This window comes from Streptomyces sp. CT34, assembly GCF_000805335.1.
GTDB lineage: Bacteria > Actinomycetota > Actinomycetes > Streptomycetales > Streptomycetaceae > Streptomyces.
In genome coordinates this window covers 1308296-1325422 of the sequence record NZ_KN708638.1, presented here as the reverse complement: position 1 = coordinate 1325422, position 17127 = coordinate 1308296, and the positions used below count along the sequence as shown (strand labels likewise).

The window sequence follows — 17127 nt, the reverse complement described above, 5'->3', positions numbered from 1 at the left end:
CCCCCCCCCCCCCGCCCCATCGTCTACGAGGACTTCCTGCCCCGCTCCGCCGCCGGCATCTTCCACTCCAACCTCACCGGCGACGGCACCCGCGACGCCCGGCGCCCCGGCACCCCCTACGACGCCCACCGGCTCTCCGCCGCGATCGACCGCCCGGTGCTCGACCCCTTCGCCCTCTACGCGGACCGGCAGGACCGCTCCCTACGGCGGGCCCTGGTCACCCTGGGTGCCGATGCCGCACTCCGCGCCCTGGACGCCGCCGCCGGCTAGCCGACCGACCGCCCATCGATTCCGTTGCCGATTCCCTTGTCGATATTCCGTTGCCGAGCAAGGAGTTACCCGATGACCCCGGCCACCGCCGACCCCTCCGCCCCGCGACTGCCCGACACCGCCGCGCTGCGCACCCGCGCCTCGGCCGCGCTGCGCCGCTGCGGCGCGGCCGACCTCGACGGCTACGCCGCCGAATCCGCCACCGGCCACACCCTCGCCGCCCGCACCCCGCTCACCGGCGCCACCCTCGCCCGGCTTCCCGCCACCACCCCCGAACAGGCCGAGGCGGCGCTCGCCGAGGCGCACCGCACCTTCCTCATCTGGCGCACCGTCCCCGCCCCCGTGCGCGGCGCCCTCGTCAAGCGGCTCGGCGAACTGCTCACCGCCCACCAGGAGGACCTGGCCGACCTGGTCACCATCGAGGCCGGCAAGATCCGCTCCGAAGCGCTCGGCGAGGTACGCGAGATGATCGACATCTGCGACTTCGCGGTGGGCCTCTCCCGGCAGCTCTACGGCCGCACCATCGCCGGCGAACGCCCCGGCCACCGGCTCTCCGAGACCTGGCACCCGCTCGGCGTCGCCGGGGTGATCTCCGCCTTCAACTTCCCGGTCGCCGTGTGGTCCTGGAACGCCGCCGTCGCCCTGGTCTGCGGCGACCCGGTGGTCTGGAAGCCGTCCGAGCTGACCCCGCTCACCGCCCTGGCCTGCACCGCGCTGCTCGCCAGGGCCGCGGCCGACACCGGCGCGCCGGCCGGCGTCCACCACCTCCTGCTCGGCGGCCGGGAGTGGGGCGAACTACTGGCCGACGACCCCCGGGTGGCGCTGGTCAGCGCCACCGGCTCGGTGCGGATGGGCCGGCAGGTCGCCCCGCGGGTGGCCGCGCGGTTCGGCCGCTGCCTGCTGGAGCTCGGCGGCAACAACGCCGCCGTCGTCACCTCCTCCGCCGACCTCGACCTCGCGGTACGCGGCATCGTGTTCGCCGCCGCCGGGACCGCCGGACAGCGCTGTACCACGCTGCGCCGGCTGATCGTCCACGAGGACGTCGCCGAACCGCTGACCGAGCGGATCGTGCGCGCCTACGGCCAACTCCCGCTGGGCGACCCCTTCGACGCGGCGACCCTCGTCGGCCCGCTCATCAACCCGGCCGCCGGCACGGCGATGGCCGAGGCGCTGGCCGCCGCCCAGCGCGACGGCGGCAAACTCCTCGCCGGCGGCGACCGCTGCCTGACCGCCGAGGCCCCGGACGCCGCCTATGTCCGCCCCGCCGTCGTCCGGATGCCCGAGCAGACCGAGATCGTCCGCACCGAGACCTTCGCGCCGATCCTCTACGTGCTGACCTACCGCACGCTCGACGAGGCCATCGCCCTGCACAACGGCGTCCCGCAGGGCCTCTCCTCCAGCATCTTCACCCGCGACCAGCGCGAGGCCGAACGCTTCCTGGCCGCCGACGGCTCCGACTGCGGCATCGCCAATGTCAACATCGGCACCTCGGGTGCGGAGATCGGCGGTGCGTTCGGCGGCGAGAAGGAGACCGGCGGCGGCCGGGAGTCCGGCTCCGACGCCTGGCGCGCCTATATGCGCCGCGCCACCAACACCGTCAACTACTCGGCGGACCTGCCACTGGCCCAGGGCGTCAACTTCCTTTAGAGAAGCGGTGGTTGGGGCAGGCGGCGCGACGTCATCGATCCTGACCGGCGGGCAGCCCTAGCGCAGCGCGCGGCCCAGGTCGCGGACCAGGGTCGGTGACGGACGCGGGATCTCCCCGAAGTCCTCGTCGTCGCCGTCCACCACCAGCTGGCTGATCACGCTCTCCAGCGCGGCCGGCAGGGTGGGCGCCAGCCCGCTGTGCCACTGCACGAGGAGGTTGTGCCGGGCGTCGTCCGGCAGCAGCTGCTTCTCGTCGAACGCGGCCACCGCCCGGCGCTCCTCGTCGGGCGCGTGCGCCGCCTGCTCGCGCCAGTAGGCGGCATCGCGGAACTCGCCGTCGCGGCGGTGGGCGAGATACAGGCAGTAGGCGGCGGTGCGGCTGCCGGCGCCGGCGCCGAAGTGCCACCAGAAGTGCGCCGCGTCGGTACGCCCCGTGATGTGCAGCAGGCAGGCGAAGACCAGCGCGCCCTCGGGGTCGATGTGGTGGTCGTTCACCAGCCGCTCCAGACTGGCCGCGGCTGCCGCCGCGTTGACCACCAGCGCACAGGCCAGCTGGAGCTCGTGGGTGGCCTCGTCCCGGGCGCTCGGGTAGCCGCTGGGCGCCCCGAGGTCCGGCCGGACGATCGGCGGCACCGCCGCGGGCGGCGCGCCCGCCCGACGGTCCCGCTCGTCCCGCGCCCCCGCGCAGATGTCCCCGCGGCCGAGGCCGTCGAGCGTGCCCGCCTCGTCGAGGTCGCTGAAGCCGGCCAGTCCTTCGATGCCGGCCACCGCGGCGGCGGCGCTGAGCAGCGTCTCGACGGTCTCCCGGCGTTCGAGCGGATCGCTGTACCACATGGTCCGTTCCCCCATTTCCGTTTCCCGGTCTATCCCTGGTCGATTCCGAGCGCGCCGGCGAGCTTGCGCTTGCCCCGGCTCGCGTACGAGCGCACGGTGACCTCGTCCACCCCGAGCAGTGCGGCGATCTGCGCGTCGCTGTACCCGATGACATGCCGCAGTACGATGACGTCGCACTGCCGCTCCGGTAGCCGGGAGATCGCCGCGTAGAGCCCCAACTGGCTCTCCAGCATGGCGAACTGCTGCTGGCACTCGCGCAGCAGCGCATGGGTGACGACCGCGAAGGCGGCGGTCTCGGTCAGCGCGGTCGGCTGCTGGTGGTCGTAGAGCCACTCCACCACCCGCTCCTTGAGCACCGCCCAGGCGTACGCCTCCACCGACGCCTGCCGCAGGGCGTGCGGCCACACCCGGCCGAGCTGCCCGTATGCGGCGCGGGTCACCTCATGGGCCGCGGCTTCGCTGCCGGTGTGCAGATAGGCGTAGGTGAACCACTTCCGGGCGTGGGTCGCCAGAAACGCCTCGAAGGTGATCGATAACGATCCGTCGGATTCCTGTGCGCCGATGGCTATCTCCACTGTGGCAGCGCGGGCCGGGCTCCCGGCCGGCGGATGTCGGTCCCGGTCTCTGCTCACGCGCTGTCCTCGTTCCGTTCGCCGTGCACCACCGCGGTGGCGCCGGATCGGCGACCGCAGCAGGAGGGTGTTTGCCCTCACCTTCCAATGAACAGGAAACCGAGCCGTTTTGTGGCACCCGGAAGCAAATAATCCTGCGCTCCGTATTCATATGACTACCCATGACGAAGATTGGTCACGGAATCGCCCCGGGTGACTGACTGCCGTTGACCATGATCCCGGCCCGACCGGATCGGGGCGTCGCGTGATCGCTCCCCGCCGCATGATCCGGCCCGGCCCGGGGCAGGGCTCTTTCCGCCGGCGACCCATCGGACGGAGCCTGGGCTCCCGGCGCCGGGGAGGCGGCACAGCATGAGCGAACACCAGCCGGTCGTGGACCTGCAGTTGGACCGGGCGCACTCGTCCCGGATCTACGACTACATGCTCGGCGGCAAGACCAACTTCCTCGCCGACCGGATGGCCGCCGGCAGCGTCCTGGGCGTCTTCCCCGCCGCACTGGTGGCCGCCCGGATCAACCGCGAGTTCATGCACCGCACCACCCGCCATCTCGCGCGCTCGGGCCTGCGCCAGTTCCTGGACATCGGCACCGGCATCCCCACTCCGCCGAACCTGCACGACATCGCCCAGGGCATCGCCGCGGACGCCCGGATCGTCTACACCGACAACGACCCCATCGTCCTCGCCCACGCCGCCGCCCTGCTCCTGAGCACCCCCGAGGGCCGGACCTCCTACGTACAGGCCGATGTCACGGACCCCGACAGCATCCTGACGGCACCACAACTTCGCGACACCCTCGACCTGACCCAACCGGTCGCACTCAGTCTCAACGCCCTGCTGCACTTCGTCACCGACGACGGCCGCGACCGCGCACACACCGTCGTCGAGGCCCTCAAGGCCGCCCTGCCCAGCGGCAGCACCCTGGCGATGACCCACGCCACCTCGGACTTCAGCCCCGGGACGATGAACAAGATCATCAAGATCTACCGGGACGCGGGTACCGCCCTCCAGTTCCGCACCCGCGCCGAGTTCCTCCGCTTCTTCGACGGCTGGGAGCTGCTGGAGCCCGGCGTCACCCTCTCCCACCAGTGGCGCCCCGACCGCCCCGAGGACGCCACCCACGTCACCGACGCCGAGGCCGCCTGCTACGCCGCCGTGGCCCGCAAACCCTGACCCCGGCGCCCCGGCTCACGCCTTGCGGTGACCGTACGCCTCCCCGGCCGCCGCGGCGACCGCCGCCAGGTCCGCCCCGGCCGACGCGCTGACCACGGCGGCCACCGCCCCCTCCAGGAACGGGGCGTCCACCAGCCGTGCCCCGTCCGGCAGTTCGTTCCCCTCCGCGACCATCGCCTTCACCGTCAGCACGGCGCTGCCGAGGTCCACCAGCAGCGCCACCCCCGCGCCCCGGTCCACCTCCCGCGCCGCCGCGGCGATCAGCTCCGTGCTCGTCCCGAGCCCGCCGTCCGGCCTCCCGCCGGCCGCGGCCACCGGCGCCGTCACGCCCCCGCCGGCCAGCCCCACCGCGAGGGCCGCGACGGACCCGGCGACCTCCGCGCTGTGCGACACCAGCACCACCCCGACCATCGGGCCGCCGCTCATCGCGCCACCGCCGCCAGGGCCGCGAAGAGCAGGGCCGACGAGGTCGCCCCCGGATCCTGATGGCCGATACTGCGCTCGCCCAGATAGCTGGCGCGCCCCTTTTTGGCCCGTATCGGCACGGTGGCCAGCGCCCCCTCCTCGGACGCGGTGGCCGCCGCGTCGAACGACGTCGCCAGCGCCTCGACACCGGGCACCAGCGCGTCCAGCATCGTCTTGTCCCCGGTCTGCGAGCACCCGAGCTCGCCCACGGCCGCCACCCCGGCGGTCAGCCCCGCCCGCAACTCCGCCGCCGTCACCTGCGGTGCCCCGCCCAGACTCTTCCCGGTCCGGCGCAGCAACGTCCCGTACAGCGGCCCGGACGCCCCGCCCACCGTCGAGATCAACTGCCGCCCCGCGGTGGTCAGTACGGCACCCGGCGTCGCCGGCGGCGCCGCCGTCAGCGCCGTCGCCACGGCGGCGAATCCCCGCTGCATATTGCTTCCGTGATCGGCGTCGCCGATCGCCGAGTCCAGCTCGGTGAGCCGCTCGGCCTCCCGGTCGACCAGGCCGGCCACCGCCGTCAGCCACCGCACGAAGAAATCCGCGTCAAGGTTTGCCTCGGACACCCACTGCTCCTCTTCTTCTCGCCGGTCCCGCCCGTCTCCTGCGCCGGTCCCGACCCCGCGACGCACCGCGACCCGCCCATGCGTCCGGCCGCGGCGCCGCTCAGCATCCCCAGCGCAGCCCCGCCGTGGACACCGGGGCATCCCACCACCGCAGCAACTCCCCGTCCACCTGGCACAGCGTCACGGAACAGCCTGCCATGTCCAGGGACGTCACATAGTTCCCCACCAACGTACGGGCCACCGGCACCTCCCGTTCGTCGAGCACCCGCCGCACCTCCGCCGAGAAGCCGTAGAGCTCCAGCAGCGGGGTGGCCCCCATCCCGTTCACCAGCACCAGCACCGGGAGCCGCGGCTGAAGGTCCTCCAGGATCACGTCCAGCGCATAGTCCGCGATCTCACCCGACGTCATCATCGGCCGCCGCTCCCGCCCCGGCTCCCCGTGGATGCCCACCCCCAACTCCAGCTCACCGGGCGGCAGATCGAACGTCGGGCTGCCCTTCGCCGGCGTCGTACAGGCACTCAGCGCCACACCGAAGCTCCGCGACGACTCCACCACCCGGCGGGCCACCGCCTCCACCCGCTCCAGCGGCAACCCTTCCTCCGCCGCCGCCCCCGCGATCTTCTCCACGAACAGGGTCCCCCCGGTGCCGCGCCGTCCCGCGGTGAAGGTCGAGTCGGTGACCGCGACATCGTCGTTGACCAGCACACTGGCGACCTGGATCCCCTCGTCCTCCGCCAGCTCGGCCGCCATCCGGAAATTCAGCACGTCCCCGGTGTAGTTCTTCACGACGAAGAGCACCCCGTGCCCGCTGTCCACCGCCGCCGCGGCCCGCGCCATCTGATCCGGCACCGGCGAGGTGAACACCTCCCCGGGACAGGCACCGTCCAGCATCCCCGGCCCGACGAACCCGCCGTGCAGCGGCTCGTGCCCACTGCCCCCGCCGGACACCAGCGCCACCTTCCCCTCCACCGGTGCGTCCCGCCGGACGACCACCCGCTGTTCCACGTCCACCACCAGCTCGGGGTGGGCCGCGGCCAGCCCGCGCAGGGCGTCCGCCACCACGGTCTCGGCGACGTTGATCAGCATCTTCACGGGTACCTCCTGGTGAGACGTTTTCGCGAGTGGGGACCGGATGGTGCGCCTGTGGGCCGGCCCCAGTCTCGCCGGTTCCCGGCCGTGGCGCGCCACGGCGCTCCGAGGCGGGCTCCGGCGGGACCGAACCGACGTGATGCTGACTTCCCTGACCGGCGATCAGCCAATCGGGCGGGCCTCCGCGGTACCACCGCGTCGGCGGGCCACCCGTCGGGCCGGGGTGCTGTCCAACTGGGGGCGGCCGGGCCGGTCACGCCTGAGGTGCTGTGCCCAACATCCTTCTCCAGCAAGGGCGTTACCTGTCGATCGCGCGCGGATCCCTCCTGGCCGGGTCGATGGCCCCTGCGGTGATCTGACCCCCTGACCCCCGTGGACACTTTTGACCCCCGTGGACACCCTCACCCTGGAGTGCCCCCGCAGGACGCCGCTTACTGAGCAACGGCGCCTTCCGGCACGGGTGGTGACGCGGCAGCCACCTCTGGTCGCCCACCGGACGCCTCGGCGGCCCGCCTTCCCCAGGCGGTGCCGATGAGGATCAGGGCCGCTCCGGCGTAGCCGAGCGCCCCCGGCTGGTCCCCGCCGAGGGCGACACCGATGACGGCGGCCCAGAGCGGTTCCGTACCCAGCAGCAGGCTGACCCGGGACGGGCTGGTGCGGCGCACGGCCCAGAGCTGGACGAAGAAGGCGAACAGGGTGCACAGCAGGGCCAGGTAGAGCAGGTCCAGCCACTGGCCCGTCTCCAGGCCGGCGGCCACCCGCAGGGGCGAGGTTCCCACACCGGCGGAGAGCGCCGCGAAGCAGACGACGGCGGTGGACAGCTGGACGAAGGTCAGCGCGCCGTCGTCGGCGCTCTTGATGGACGGGAGCCGGTGCGTGGTGAGCACGTTGGCGGTCCGGGCGAGGGCCGCGAGGAGCATCAGCAGGTCGCCGACCGAGGGCGCGGTGAATCCGCCGCCCTGGGTGAGGAGCAGCACGCCCAGGACCGAGCCGGCGGCGGCCATGACGAAGGATGCGGTGGGCGGGGTACGGCGCAGCGCCGCCTCGGCCAGGGGGGTCATGACCATGGTCAGGCTGATGATGAGGCCGGCGTTCGTCGCCGAGGTGTGCACGACGCCGTAGGTCTCCAGCAGGAAGACGCAGGTGAGGATCAGGCCGATGAGGATGCCGCCGCGCACCTCGGCCGCGGTGAGGCGCCGGATGGCGCGCAGGCGGAGCAGCCCGAGCACGGCGACGGCAATCAGGAAACGCAGCAGCAGTGTGGCGATGACGGTCGACGGGCCGGTGATGCTCTTGGTGGCCAGATAGCTGGAGCCCCAGGTGATGGCGACGGCCAGCACCGGTGCGTCGGTCAGCCAGCCGCGGTGTGACGAGCGGGCACGAGTCATGGAGGTTCCCAACGGTGACGGTGGTGGCGGGGCCGTACGGGGGGCCGCGTACGGCCCGCCACCGGGGCGGTCAGCGAGCCGTGTAGGCGATCACCAGGACGTCGCGGTGTGCCGCCTCCTGGGGGTCGACCGGATGGATCGGCGTCACGTCGTGGAAGATGGTGCGGTCGTCGCCGAGGAACAGGTCCCCGGGGGCGGACAGCGTGCCGCGGACGAGTTCGTCGCCTTCCGGTGTGAAGGCGGAGCTCTCCCCGCCCGTCACGTTCACGCGGTTGATGAGGAGCGTGGTGATGAAGGTGACGCCGTCCTGATGGCGGCCCTCCGGCGCCGGCTGCCCGACCTCGCGCCCGGCGACGATCCGGTAGGGGTGGAGTTTGATGTTCCACCGGTCCGTACCGTCAACTGCGCTGAAGATCCTGCCGAGACGGACCAGGATGCGGGTGAGCAGGGGGTCGTGGGTGAAGTGGTCCGTGAGCGGCTCGAAGACGCGGTCGACGCCGCCGTTGAGGCGGTTGATGCGGCTCTCCTGCCGGTAGGGCTCGTGCGGGAGCAGCGTCAGGGATCCCTGCGGGTCCAGGTCGTACTGGCCGTAGCGCCGGTAGCGGTACCTGCCGCCGTCGGCCATGTACTCGTCGAGCAGGAGGTCTTCCCAGTTCCGGCCGAAGCGGGTCCAGTCCTCGGCGGTGGCGTCGAGGATGCGGGAGAACGTGCCGGAGGGCAGGACGCACGCACCCGTGGTGGCCAGCGCGTCGACGGCGGCCCTGGCGTCGGCGGTGGGTGTCGCGTTGTCGTTCATGGCGATTCCTTGGGGTGTCGGGTCAGGCCGTGGCGGGGTCGAGCAGTGCGTGTGCCGAGGACTCCGCGGCGATGGACTGCTCCTCCCAGCGTTCCCGGTCGCGGAGGTACAGGGGGTGGGGCGCCACGATGGAACGCGTGTCGGCGCCTCCTGCGCGCAGTTCCCAGGTGACGGTCCCCGTGGTGCGCTGTGCGCAGGTGTCCATGAAGGTCTGCACGGCCCGGCGCAGATCCCCGAACCAGCGGCCCTCCAGCGCCTCACGCACCCACACCTGCTCCAGATGCTGCTTCTCGCGCAGCAACTCGGCGTCCAGGCACGCCGCCTCGATGTGCCGGTAGGAACGCAGCAGAATCCAGGCCGCCGGCATTTCCCTGAGTTCGAGGACCTTCTCGCCGTTGTCCAGATGCTCCAGCCCGGAATAGCGTCCGATGCCGTACGCGCCCACCCGCCCGTTGAGTTCGGCAATCAGCTCGACCAGCTCCATCGGCCGGCCGTCGACCGTGACCGGGATGCCGGACTCGATTCCGACGGAAATCTCGCTCGGTGCCACGCCGGGCCGCACGGCGCTCCACCGGAACAACTCATCCGGAACGCGGTGCCGTTCCGGATCGTCGAGGATTCCGGACTCGAATTCGCGGCACCAGAGGTTGGAATCACCGCTCACCGAACGGCCCTTGAGAAGCTCGACGCCGGCTTGCGCCAGGGCGGCCTGCTTGTCGTCGCGGTCGACGGGTTCCAGGTCGTACGGGCTTCCGTGGAGCCCCGGGTAATTCAGCAGGTGCAGCGCGCCGTTGAGCCGGCGCAGCGTGTTCTGGGACCGGTTCGCGGTGTGGAGCACGGCATGGGCGCCCAGCCGGTCGGCCAGCTCGGCGGCCCGCTGCGCGATCAGCGGGCGGCTCAGGGTGGAGCTCACGGGATGGAGGTCGAGGTAGACGGCCTGTGCGGAGATCGCCGGTGCGACGAAGTCCCGGGCGAACTCCTCCTGGCAGTCGAGGATATGGAGCTTGGCCCCGAGCATTCCCGCGATCTCGGTCTTCTGGTCGCTGGTCTCTGATTCCGCCAGATCGATGCTGACGGCGTGGACATCGGTGAATCCGTTGTCCCGTAGCCACAGCAGGAGATAGGCGCTGTCCAGGCCGCCGCTGAAGAGCGTGACGACCGGCGTATCGCGCCTGAGCTTCCTTTCGATATCCCGAAAGGAACGAATGGGGGGACGTAAAGGCACAGGGCACCTCTGGTGTCAGAAGAAGCGCGGACGATTCTCTCAATCGTGGAACCACGTCGTTGTAGTCCGCTGATTCCGGTGCTCGACTCGGCGGACATCACGGTACCGGTGCATGATCATGACACAACGTGCCCTTTGTCACACCGTCCTCCGGCGATGTGAATTCGTGCCGGTGTGGATTCCTCAACTACGGGGAAATCAAGCCCAGTTACGGTGCGGAAGGGACCCGTCGGGCGCCCGGTGAACGTGCTCAGCATGCGGACAGGGCCGCCGTCATGCGCAGGGTCCGGCCGGCCGCCCCCGACCCGCCGGACAGGGCCTATGCCGCGGAGTGGAAGAGCGCCGCCGCCTCGCCGCGCGAGCCGACACCCAGCTTGGTCAGGATGTTGGCGACATGGAACTTCACCGTGGACTGGCTGATGTGCAGTTCCTCGGCGATCACGCGGTTGCGGTGGCCCAGCGCGAGCTGCGCCAGTACCTCCAACTCCCGCTCGCCCAGGCTGGTCAGCGGGTCGGGCGCCGGGTCCTGGAAGGCGGACAGCGGGATGGTCGCGGTGACCGTGGAGCCCCAACCGGGGACCGCGTCGACGTCCAACCGGCCGTCCAGAACGTCGAGCCGTTCCCTGACCCGGCCGGGGGTGAGGGCATGCGCGGTGAGGGTGCCGGGGCCGTCGTCCCGTACGGTCGCGCGGAGTTCGCCCTCGGTGAGCTGCCAGCCGACGTGGATCCGGCTCACCGCGTCCTGCGCCAGCGCCTCCAGCAGTACGGTCCGGACCACGGCCCGGGCGGTGTGGGCGACGTCGGCGGCCAGGCTGCGGGCGGAGTCGGGCGCGCCGAACTCCAGCCGCACCGGGCTGTAACGCACCAGTGGCCGCAGCGAGTCGGCGAGCCGGGCGAACGCCTGGCCGGCCGGCTCCTCGGCGATCTCCCGGTCGCGCTCGGCCTCCGCGCGCAGCTCCACCAGCGCCGACGCGGCCAGATCGGTCGCGGTGGCGCGGGCCGCCGCGTCGTCCAGGCTGCGGCTGCGCAGCACGCCCAGCAGTCCGGTGAGGACGGCCGAATGCGCCTCGCCCAGCTCGGCGATGACCCGGGCGCGGGTCCCGGCGGCGGTCCGCGAGCGGGCCAGCGCACCGGGCATCGCCCCCGCCGCCAGCCGGTCGAAGTGGCTGGTCACGATGTCCCAGAGGGCCTGTACGACGGCGGTGACGGTGTCGTCGAGGGGTGGCACCGGGGCGTCGTCGGGCACCGTCCGCACGAGGAGCAGGACGGCGCCCCTGGGGGTGGCGTGGCTGGTGACGGCGAGCACGGGGCGCTCGGCGCTGGCGAGCGGGAGGGTGCCGAGCCAGGGCCGGCCGGGGACGCCCGACGCGAGCAGCGGGGTCAGATCGGCGGTGGAGAGCCGGCCGGTGATCTCCGGATCGCCGTACGTCTTGAACGGTGAATGGGCGCAGTGCGTGGAGAGTTCGGCCGCCGCGCGGTGCGGGATCGGCCCGGCCAGCAGTCCGGACAGCCGGGGCAGGATCTCGCCCAGGGGTGCGCGGATCACCTCGTGGGCGGCGGTCAGGGCGGGCAGCGGGCCGGTCAGCTCCATGCGGCTCAGCGTAGTCCCGGCCCGTCCCGCGCGACCTGGCCTTTCGGCCGGGTGGGACTGTTCCGATGACCGGCCGCCGTACCGCCCGCCGCAGGTCAGGCTGATGCCGTCACGTCCCATCAACGCGCCTCATGAGGGGCCACGGGGAGATCGATATGCGAGCGATTGTGTACCGCGAGTTCGGCGGCGCGGAGGTGCTGTCCTATGAAGAGGACGCCGGCCGGCCGGAGCCGGCGGCGGGCGAGGTCCGGGTCAGGGTGGTCGCCGTGGGCGTCAACCCGGTTGACCACAAGCGGCGTTACGGCCGGCTGGAGCAGTTCTTCCCGACGACCTTCCCCGCCGTCCCGGGCATGGAGTTCGCCGGCGTGGTGGACGCGCTGGGCCCGGGTGCCACCGGATGGGCCGTGGGCGACGAGGTGTTCGGCCTGACCCGGACGGGCGCCTACGCCGAGTACGCCATCGCCGCGGAGATCGCGCCCAAGCCCGCCGGGCTGGGCTTCGAGGCCGCCGCCACCCTGCCGGTCGCCGGTGAGACCGCCCAGCGCGTGCTGCACGAACTCGGGCTGAACGGCGGCGAGACGCTGCTGCTGCACGGCGCGGCGGGCGCGGTCGGCCAGGTCGCCGTCCAGCTCGCGGTGGCCGCCGGTGCCACCGTGATCGGTACCGCCTCCCCGGCCAACCACGACTTCCTGCGCACCCTGGGCGCGATCCCCGTGGCCTACGGGGAGGGCCTGGCGGAGCGGGTCCGCACGGTCGCCCCGCAGGGCATCGACGCGGTCTTCGACGCGGCCGGCAAGGGCGTGCTGCCGCTCTCGGTCGCGCTGCGCGGCGGTACGACCGACCGCATCGTCACCATCGCCGACGTGAACGCCGCCGAGCACGGCATCCCCTTCTCCGCGGGCGGCACCCCGCCGGCGGAGATCGTCGCGGGGCTGGCCCGGCATGCCCGGCTCGCCGTCGAGGGCAAGCTGGCGGTGCCGGTCGCCGACACCTTCCCGCTCGCCGAGGCCGCCGCCGCGCAGCAGGTCAGCGAGGCGGGACACGTACGCGGCAAGCTGATCCTCACGGTCTGAGCCGCCACCGCCGGGCCGGGCGGGGGAGGGGCGGCGGGCTCCCTGCCCCAACCGGTCCCTCCCGGTGGGCAGTCGCGGGGCCGCGCACCGTCCGGATGCCCGTACGGTGCCGCGGTCCTACGCTCGGGGTATGCCGGGAGGCCGCGCACCGTGGCGTACCGCGGCGCCGCGCAGGGCAGCCGGGGCGGGGCGGTGTGTGTGCGGAGCCGTCGGCGGGCTGGTGGTGTGCGCGCTGGCCGGCGCCCTGACGGGGGCCGTGGCCCCGGCGGCGGGCGGTACCGCGGGGCCGGTCCCGGCCCCGAACCCCGGCCTGGCGCGCTTCTACCAGCAGCAGCCGGCCTGGCAGCGGTGCCCGCCCGACATGCTGCGGTCCGCCTCGTCCGGCCGGGGCGCACCGCGGCCCGGCTACCCGGACCGTCTCCAGTGCGCCCGGCTGGAGGTCCCCCGCGACTACGCGCACCCCGGGCAGGCCACGCTCCGTGTCCAGCTGATCCGGCTGGCCGCGACCGGCCCCGGCAAGCGGTTGGGGTCGCTGGTCATCAACCCCGGCGGGCCAGGTGATTCAGGCGTCAACTACCTTGTCGGCAACGCCGACGCGTTCGCCCACCTCGGGCAGCGCTACGACCTGGTCAGCTTCGACCCGCGCGGCACCGGTCGCACCGACCCCATCTCCTGCGGCACCACCTTCACCCCGGTGACCGGCAACGGCGCGGCGAGCCTCGGCGCGAGCGAGCAGCGCCTCAACGAGGCGTGCGGCCGGTACTCCGGTCCGCTGCTGCCCTGGGTCGGCACCCCCGACGTCGCCCGCGACATGGACGTGCTGCGGTCCGCCGTCCGCGACGCCAAGCTCAGCTACCTGGGCTTCTCGTACGGCAGCCGGCTCGGTGCGGTCTACGCCCACCAATTCCCCCGCAACGTCGGACGGATGGTCCTGGACGGCGTCGAGGACCCGACCAAGAACACCTGGCAGACCGCACTGGCCCAGGCCCGCGGGTTCCAGCGGGCGGCCGACGCCTTCGCCGCCGACTGCGTACACGGCTCCGCCTGCCCGCTGGGCACCGACATCAAGGCGGCTCAGTCCCAACTCAACGACTTCTACCGGAAGCTGACCGACCATCCGCTGAGGACGAAGGGCACCACGGTCGACGGGACGACCTATGTCTACGCCCTCCGGGAGTCCCTCTACAGCCGGTCCACCTGGCCCGCGCTGCGCCAGGCGCTGACCCGGCTGCGCAACGGCGACGGGTCGGGGATCCTCGACCTGAGCGGCGGCGGAAGCGGCAGCGGCGCCGTGCGGGCCCTCCGCGGTGCCGGCGGCCGGCTGCCCTCCCAGGACCAGCTGGCCCTGCGGGCGATCAGCTGCCGGGACACCTCCGAGCGCTACGGCCCCACCGACTACCCGCGTGCCGAGCGCGAACTCACCCAGGCGTCCCCGCTGTTCGGCCCGGACATCGCGCCGACCCTGCTGGACTGCTACCGCTGGCCCACCGCGGGCGACGACTCCTCCCGCGACGTCGCGGCACCGCACGCACCGCCGCTGCTCCTCGTCGCCACCACCGACGACCCGGCCACGCCGTACGAGGGTGCCGCGAACATGGCCCGCGTGCTGGGGAACGCCAGCCCGGTGCTGACGTACCACGGCGAGGGGCACGCCGCATACACCTCCGGAAACCCCTGCGTGCTCCGCGATGTCGACGGCTTCCTCCTGGACGGCGCGCTGCCGGTGGGCGGCACGGGCTGCCGCTGACGCCCGGCAGGGGCCCACGGGGCCGAAGTCGCCCACAGGGCCGGAGTAGTCCACGGGGCCGGAGTCCGGGTGCTTCGGAGCGCGCCGTACGGCGCAGCGCACCGTACGGCGCGGGCCCCGGCCGTGCTCGTGCCGCAGTACCGCATGAGGCAGCCCCTAGCTCGCCCGCCGTCCGCGCCCGGCGCCCGCGGTCCGCTTCGCCGCAGCCGCCGTCTTCGTGGCCTTCCCGGCCGTCGCCGTCTTCGCGGCGGTCTTCTTCTGCGTGGCGGTGCTCTGCTGCGCCGTGCCCTTCCGCGCCGCGGACTTGTTCGCAGCGGTCTGCTGCGCCGCGGACTTCTTCCCCGTGGTCGCGGACTTCTTCGCCGCTCTCCCGCTCCCCGTACGCCCGGCCGCCGCCCGTTCTCCGTCCGTCGCCTCCCCGCGGGCCTCCTTCGCCGCCCGGACGCTGTCCTGGAGGGCCGCCATCAGGTCCGTCACCCGGCCCGTGGGCTGCTCCGCGCCGGCCGCGAACTCCGGTGCGCGATGGGCGAGTTTGGCCGCCACGATCTCGTCCAGCGCCTCGCGGTAGTGATCGTGCACATCCTCCTCGGACAGCTCGCCGAAGGAGTCCATCAGGGTCTCGGCGGCCCGCACCTCGTTGGCGGCGACCGTCACCTCCCGCTCGGGCAGCACTCCGTCCATCGGGCGGATCTGATGCGGCCACAGCAGCACCTGCATCACCAGCGCGCCCTCCAGCGGCCGGATCACGGCCAGTGTCTCGCGGCCGTGCAGCGCGATCTTGCCGAGCCCGACGCGCTGGTGCCGCTCCATGGCGTCCCGCAGCAGGACATAGGGCTTGGCCGCGGCCGGGCCGTCGATGCCCAGGTAGTAGCCCTTGCCCAGCTGGAGCGGGTCGATGTCGCCGCCGGCGACGAAGGCCAGGATGGTCAGGGTCTTCGCGGTCGGCAGCGGGAGGGCGCCGAGATCGTCGTCGGTGAGCGGTACGACGGTGTCGTCCTCCGTCCGGTAGCCCCGGCCGATCTCGTCCGGGGAGATCTCGACGCCTTCGAGGGAGCAGACCGGCTGGTTGCGCACCCGGCCGCCGTCCGCCGTATGGATCCGTACGAAGCTGACCGAGGCGGCGGGGTCCGTGGCGTTGTACGCGGCCACCGGGATCGTGACCAGGCCGAAGCTGATGGAGAACTTCGCCGTGGGACGCATGGCAGCCGCCTTCGTCGGTACCGGTGCGGTGCGGATCGCTGCCGTTCCATGCTAGGCGGGCCGGACGGCCACCACATCCCGGCACATCCCGGGCCGGGCCCTCAGGGGGCCATCGGGCCGGCGCCCGGCGAACGCCCGCGCACAGCGCGCAGATGATGAAGACGGCGATGGCGACCGGCACCGTCGCCCGGAACGGCCCCGACCACCCGCGTCTCTGCTCGCGCCCGCCCCCGAGCGGCCCGCGGCCGGGCCGCCACCCGGACGCCGGAGCCTACCGCCGCACCGACCGGGTACCCCGCCCGCAGGGACGCCCCCGGCTCCGGCACGGCCACCGTACGTGCCGCCCGCGGGCGCCCGACGTCCGCACCCCATCCGCCCACCCCGCATCCCCAGGAGTGACGCCATGAGCCCGCGCCCGACCCAGCAGGACCTCGTCCGCGCACTGCTCGACCGCCACGGCCGGACCTACGCCGCCGAGGCGGGCATCGCGCTGCGCAACACCCCGCAGCCGCTCTACCAGGCCCTGGTCGTGGCCGATCTGCTCAGCGCGCGGATCCGCGCGTCCGTGGCGGTGGCCGCCGCCCGCGCCCTGTTCGCCGCCGGGCTGCGCAGCCCGCGCCGGATGGCCGACGCACCGTGGCAGCAGCGGGTCGACGCGCTCGGCGAGGGCGGCTACCGACGCTACGACGAGAGCACCGCCACCCGCCTCGGGGAGGGCGCGGTGCTGCTGCTCGACAGCTACGGCGGCGATCTGCGGCGGATGCGGGACGCGGCCGGCGGCGACACCGCGGTGCTGCGCGGCGCACTCCAGGAACTGCCGGGCATCGGGCCCGCCGGATCCGGCATCTTCGTGCGCGAAGTGCAGGCCGTATGGCCGGAGTTCGCCCCGTACCTGGACGCCAAGGCCCTCCAGGGCGCGGCGGAACTGGGGCTGCCCGGCGACTCCGGGCGACTGGCCCGGCTGGTCGGCCCGGACCGGATCGCCGACTTCGCCTCGGGGCTGGTGCGGGCGGCGCTCGACCCCGCCGTGGCGGACGACGTACGGGCGCGCATCCCCGCCTGACGGCCGCTCACCGGCCGCTGCGCACCGCCCGCCTACGCCGGTGCGCAGCCCGCCCAGCTCCACTCCGCGACCTCGGGCAGATCGGTTCCGTGCTCGCGGATCCAGTCGTGGTGGCGGGCGCGCAGGTCCGCCATCGCCTGCCGCAGCGCCACCGCGCGGACCCCCAGGCCCGGCACCCGGTCCACCACGTCCATCACCAGCCGGAAGCGGTCGAGATCGTTGCGGACCACCATGTCGAAGGGCGTGGTCGTGGTGCCCTCCTCCTTGTAGCCGCGGACGTGCAGGTTCGCGTGCCCCGCGCGGCGGTAGGCGAGCCGGTGGATCAGCCACGGGTAGCCGTGGTACGCGAAGATGACCGGCTTGTCGCGGG

Annotated in this window: 15 protein-coding genes and 2 pseudogenes; 6 read left to right on the top strand and 11 right to left on the bottom strand. The window is 73.2% G+C overall.

The window, feature by feature from the left end; all coding sequences use genetic code 11:
- Together RZ84_RS40715 and RZ84_RS05930 are read left to right on the top strand one after the other, a co-directional pair.
- Window positions 1–270 (top strand): annotated as a pseudogene (locus RZ84_RS40715) (DUF1338 domain-containing protein); the annotation flags it as partial.
- Window positions 271–342: 72 nt separating this feature from the next.
- Window positions 343–1917 carry an L-piperidine-6-carboxylate dehydrogenase gene (locus RZ84_RS05930; RefSeq protein WP_043263385.1) on the top strand — a complete coding sequence of 525 codons (1575 nt, stop codon included), beginning with the start codon at window positions 343–345 and terminating at the stop codon, window positions 1915–1917.
- A 57-nt stretch (window positions 1918–1974) separates the two neighbouring features.
- Here the strand turns inward: RZ84_RS05930 and RZ84_RS36220 are convergent, their stop codons facing one another.
- Window positions 1975–2766, bottom strand: coding sequence for a hypothetical protein (locus tag RZ84_RS36220; protein WP_241777601.1), 792 nt, complete (start codon window positions 2764–2766; stop codon window positions 1975–1977).
- 14 nt (window positions 2767–2780) lie between these two features.
- Complete coding sequence (locus tag RZ84_RS05920; RefSeq protein WP_043263384.1) at window positions 2781–3383, bottom strand: RNA polymerase sigma factor; 603 nt, start codon at window positions 3381–3383, stop codon at window positions 2781–2783.
- Window positions 3384–3734: 351 nt separating this feature from the next.
- Here RZ84_RS05920 and RZ84_RS05915 point away from each other — a divergent pair, with 351 nt between their 5' ends.
- Window positions 3735–4553: an SAM-dependent methyltransferase gene (locus RZ84_RS05915; RefSeq protein ID WP_043263383.1), complete on the top strand. Its 819-nt coding sequence runs from the start codon at window positions 3735–3737 to the stop codon at window positions 4551–4553.
- 15 nt (window positions 4554–4568) lie between these two features.
- On the opposite strand, the gene RZ84_RS05910 is transcribed toward RZ84_RS05915, so the two are convergent.
- The 7 genes from RZ84_RS05910 to RZ84_RS42260 form a co-directional block, all read right to left on the bottom strand.
- The gene (locus tag RZ84_RS05910; RefSeq protein WP_043263382.1) at window positions 4569–4979 is read right to left on the bottom strand and encodes a PTS-dependent dihydroxyacetone kinase phosphotransferase subunit DhaM; all 411 of its coding nucleotides are present in this window, start codon (window positions 4977–4979) and stop codon (window positions 4569–4571) included.
- A complete protein-coding gene (gene dhaL / locus RZ84_RS05905) occupies window positions 4976–5584 on the bottom strand; it encodes a dihydroxyacetone kinase subunit DhaL (RefSeq protein ID WP_043263381.1) in 609 nt (202 codons plus the stop codon). The genes RZ84_RS05910 and dhaL overlap by 4 nt, the downstream gene beginning before the upstream one ends.
- Window positions 5585–5684: 100 nt before the next feature.
- Complete coding sequence (dhaK, locus tag RZ84_RS05900) at window positions 5685–6677, bottom strand: dihydroxyacetone kinase subunit DhaK (protein WP_043263380.1); 993 nt, start codon at window positions 6675–6677, stop codon at window positions 5685–5687.
- Between the two features lie 428 nt (window positions 6678–7105).
- Window positions 7106–8062, bottom strand: coding sequence for a DMT family transporter (locus RZ84_RS05895; protein ID WP_052229799.1), 957 nt, complete (start codon window positions 8060–8062; stop codon window positions 7106–7108).
- Between the two features lie 70 nt (window positions 8063–8132).
- Window positions 8133–8858 carry a 2OG-Fe dioxygenase family protein gene (locus RZ84_RS05890; RefSeq protein WP_043263379.1) on the bottom strand — a complete coding sequence of 242 codons (726 nt, stop codon included), beginning with the start codon at window positions 8856–8858 and terminating at the stop codon, window positions 8133–8135.
- A gap of 22 nt (window positions 8859–8880) precedes the next feature.
- Window positions 8881–10083: an argininosuccinate synthase-related protein gene (locus RZ84_RS05885; protein WP_043263378.1), complete on the bottom strand. Its 1203-nt coding sequence runs from the start codon at window positions 10081–10083 to the stop codon at window positions 8881–8883.
- Between the two features lie 319 nt (window positions 10084–10402).
- A complete protein-coding gene (locus RZ84_RS42260) occupies window positions 10403–11674 on the bottom strand; it encodes a helix-turn-helix transcriptional regulator (RefSeq protein ID WP_107068086.1) in 1272 nt (423 codons plus the stop codon).
- Between the two features lie 155 nt (window positions 11675–11829).
- Here RZ84_RS42260 and RZ84_RS05875 point away from each other — a divergent pair, with 155 nt between their 5' ends.
- Together RZ84_RS05875 and RZ84_RS05870 are read left to right on the top strand one after the other, a co-directional pair.
- Window positions 11830–12747 (top strand): NADP-dependent oxidoreductase, encoded by a 918-nt coding sequence (locus tag RZ84_RS05875; protein WP_043263377.1) that lies wholly within the window; start codon window positions 11830–11832, stop codon window positions 12745–12747.
- Between the two features lie 130 nt (window positions 12748–12877).
- The gene (locus RZ84_RS05870) at window positions 12878–14494 is read left to right on the top strand and encodes an alpha/beta hydrolase (protein ID WP_063772662.1); all 1617 of its coding nucleotides are present in this window, start codon (window positions 12878–12880) and stop codon (window positions 14492–14494) included.
- Between the two features lie 156 nt (window positions 14495–14650).
- Here RZ84_RS05870 and RZ84_RS05865 read toward each other — a convergent pair whose 3' ends face one another.
- Window positions 14651–15694, bottom strand: coding sequence for a non-homologous end joining protein Ku (locus RZ84_RS05865; RefSeq protein WP_043263376.1), 1044 nt, complete (start codon window positions 15692–15694; stop codon window positions 14651–14653).
- Window positions 15695–16097: 403 nt separating this feature from the next.
- On the opposite strand from RZ84_RS05865, the gene RZ84_RS05860 reads away from it, so the two are divergent.
- On the top strand, window positions 16098–16757 hold the full coding sequence (locus tag RZ84_RS05860) for a hypothetical protein (RefSeq protein ID WP_043263375.1): 660 nt from the start codon (window positions 16098–16100) through the stop codon (window positions 16755–16757).
- A 32-nt stretch (window positions 16758–16789) separates the two neighbouring features.
- On the opposite strand, the pseudogene RZ84_RS05855 reads toward RZ84_RS05860, so the two are convergent.
- A pseudogene (locus RZ84_RS05855) lies at window positions 16790–17127 on the bottom strand (phosphoketolase); the annotation flags it as partial.

Bases quoted from the DNA above. Each gene is read 5' to 3' on its own strand.
- RZ84_RS05930 (WP_043263385.1), top strand. From the start codon at position 343: ATGACCCCGGCCACCGCCGACCCCTCCGCCCCGCGACTGCCCGACACC.
- RZ84_RS36220 (WP_241777601.1), bottom strand. From the start codon at position 2,766: ATGGGGGAACGGACCATGTGGTACAGCGATCCGCTCGAACGCCGGGAG.
- RZ84_RS05915 (WP_043263383.1), top strand. From the start codon at position 3,735: ATGAGCGAACACCAGCCGGTCGTGGACCTGCAGTTGGACCGGGCGCAC.
- RZ84_RS05910 (WP_043263382.1), bottom strand. From the start codon at position 4,979: ATGAGCGGCGGCCCGATGGTCGGGGTGGTGCTGGTGTCGCACAGCGCG.
- RZ84_RS05895 (WP_052229799.1), bottom strand. From the start codon at position 8,062: ATGACTCGTGCCCGCTCGTCACACCGCGGCTGGCTGACCGACGCACCG.
- RZ84_RS05890 (WP_043263379.1), bottom strand. From the start codon at position 8,858: ATGAACGACAACGCGACACCCACCGCCGACGCCAGGGCCGCCGTCGAC.
- RZ84_RS42260 (WP_107068086.1), bottom strand. From the start codon at position 11,674: ATGGAGCTGACCGGCCCGCTGCCCGCCCTGACCGCCGCCCACGAGGTG.
- RZ84_RS05875 (WP_043263377.1), top strand. From the start codon at position 11,830: ATGCGAGCGATTGTGTACCGCGAGTTCGGCGGCGCGGAGGTGCTGTCC.
- RZ84_RS05870 (WP_063772662.1), top strand. From the start codon at position 12,878: ATGCCGGGAGGCCGCGCACCGTGGCGTACCGCGGCGCCGCGCAGGGCA.
- RZ84_RS05865 (WP_043263376.1), bottom strand. From the start codon at position 15,694: ATGCGTCCCACGGCGAAGTTCTCCATCAGCTTCGGCCTGGTCACGATC.
- RZ84_RS05860 (WP_043263375.1), top strand. From the start codon at position 16,098: ATGAGCCCGCGCCCGACCCAGCAGGACCTCGTCCGCGCACTGCTCGAC.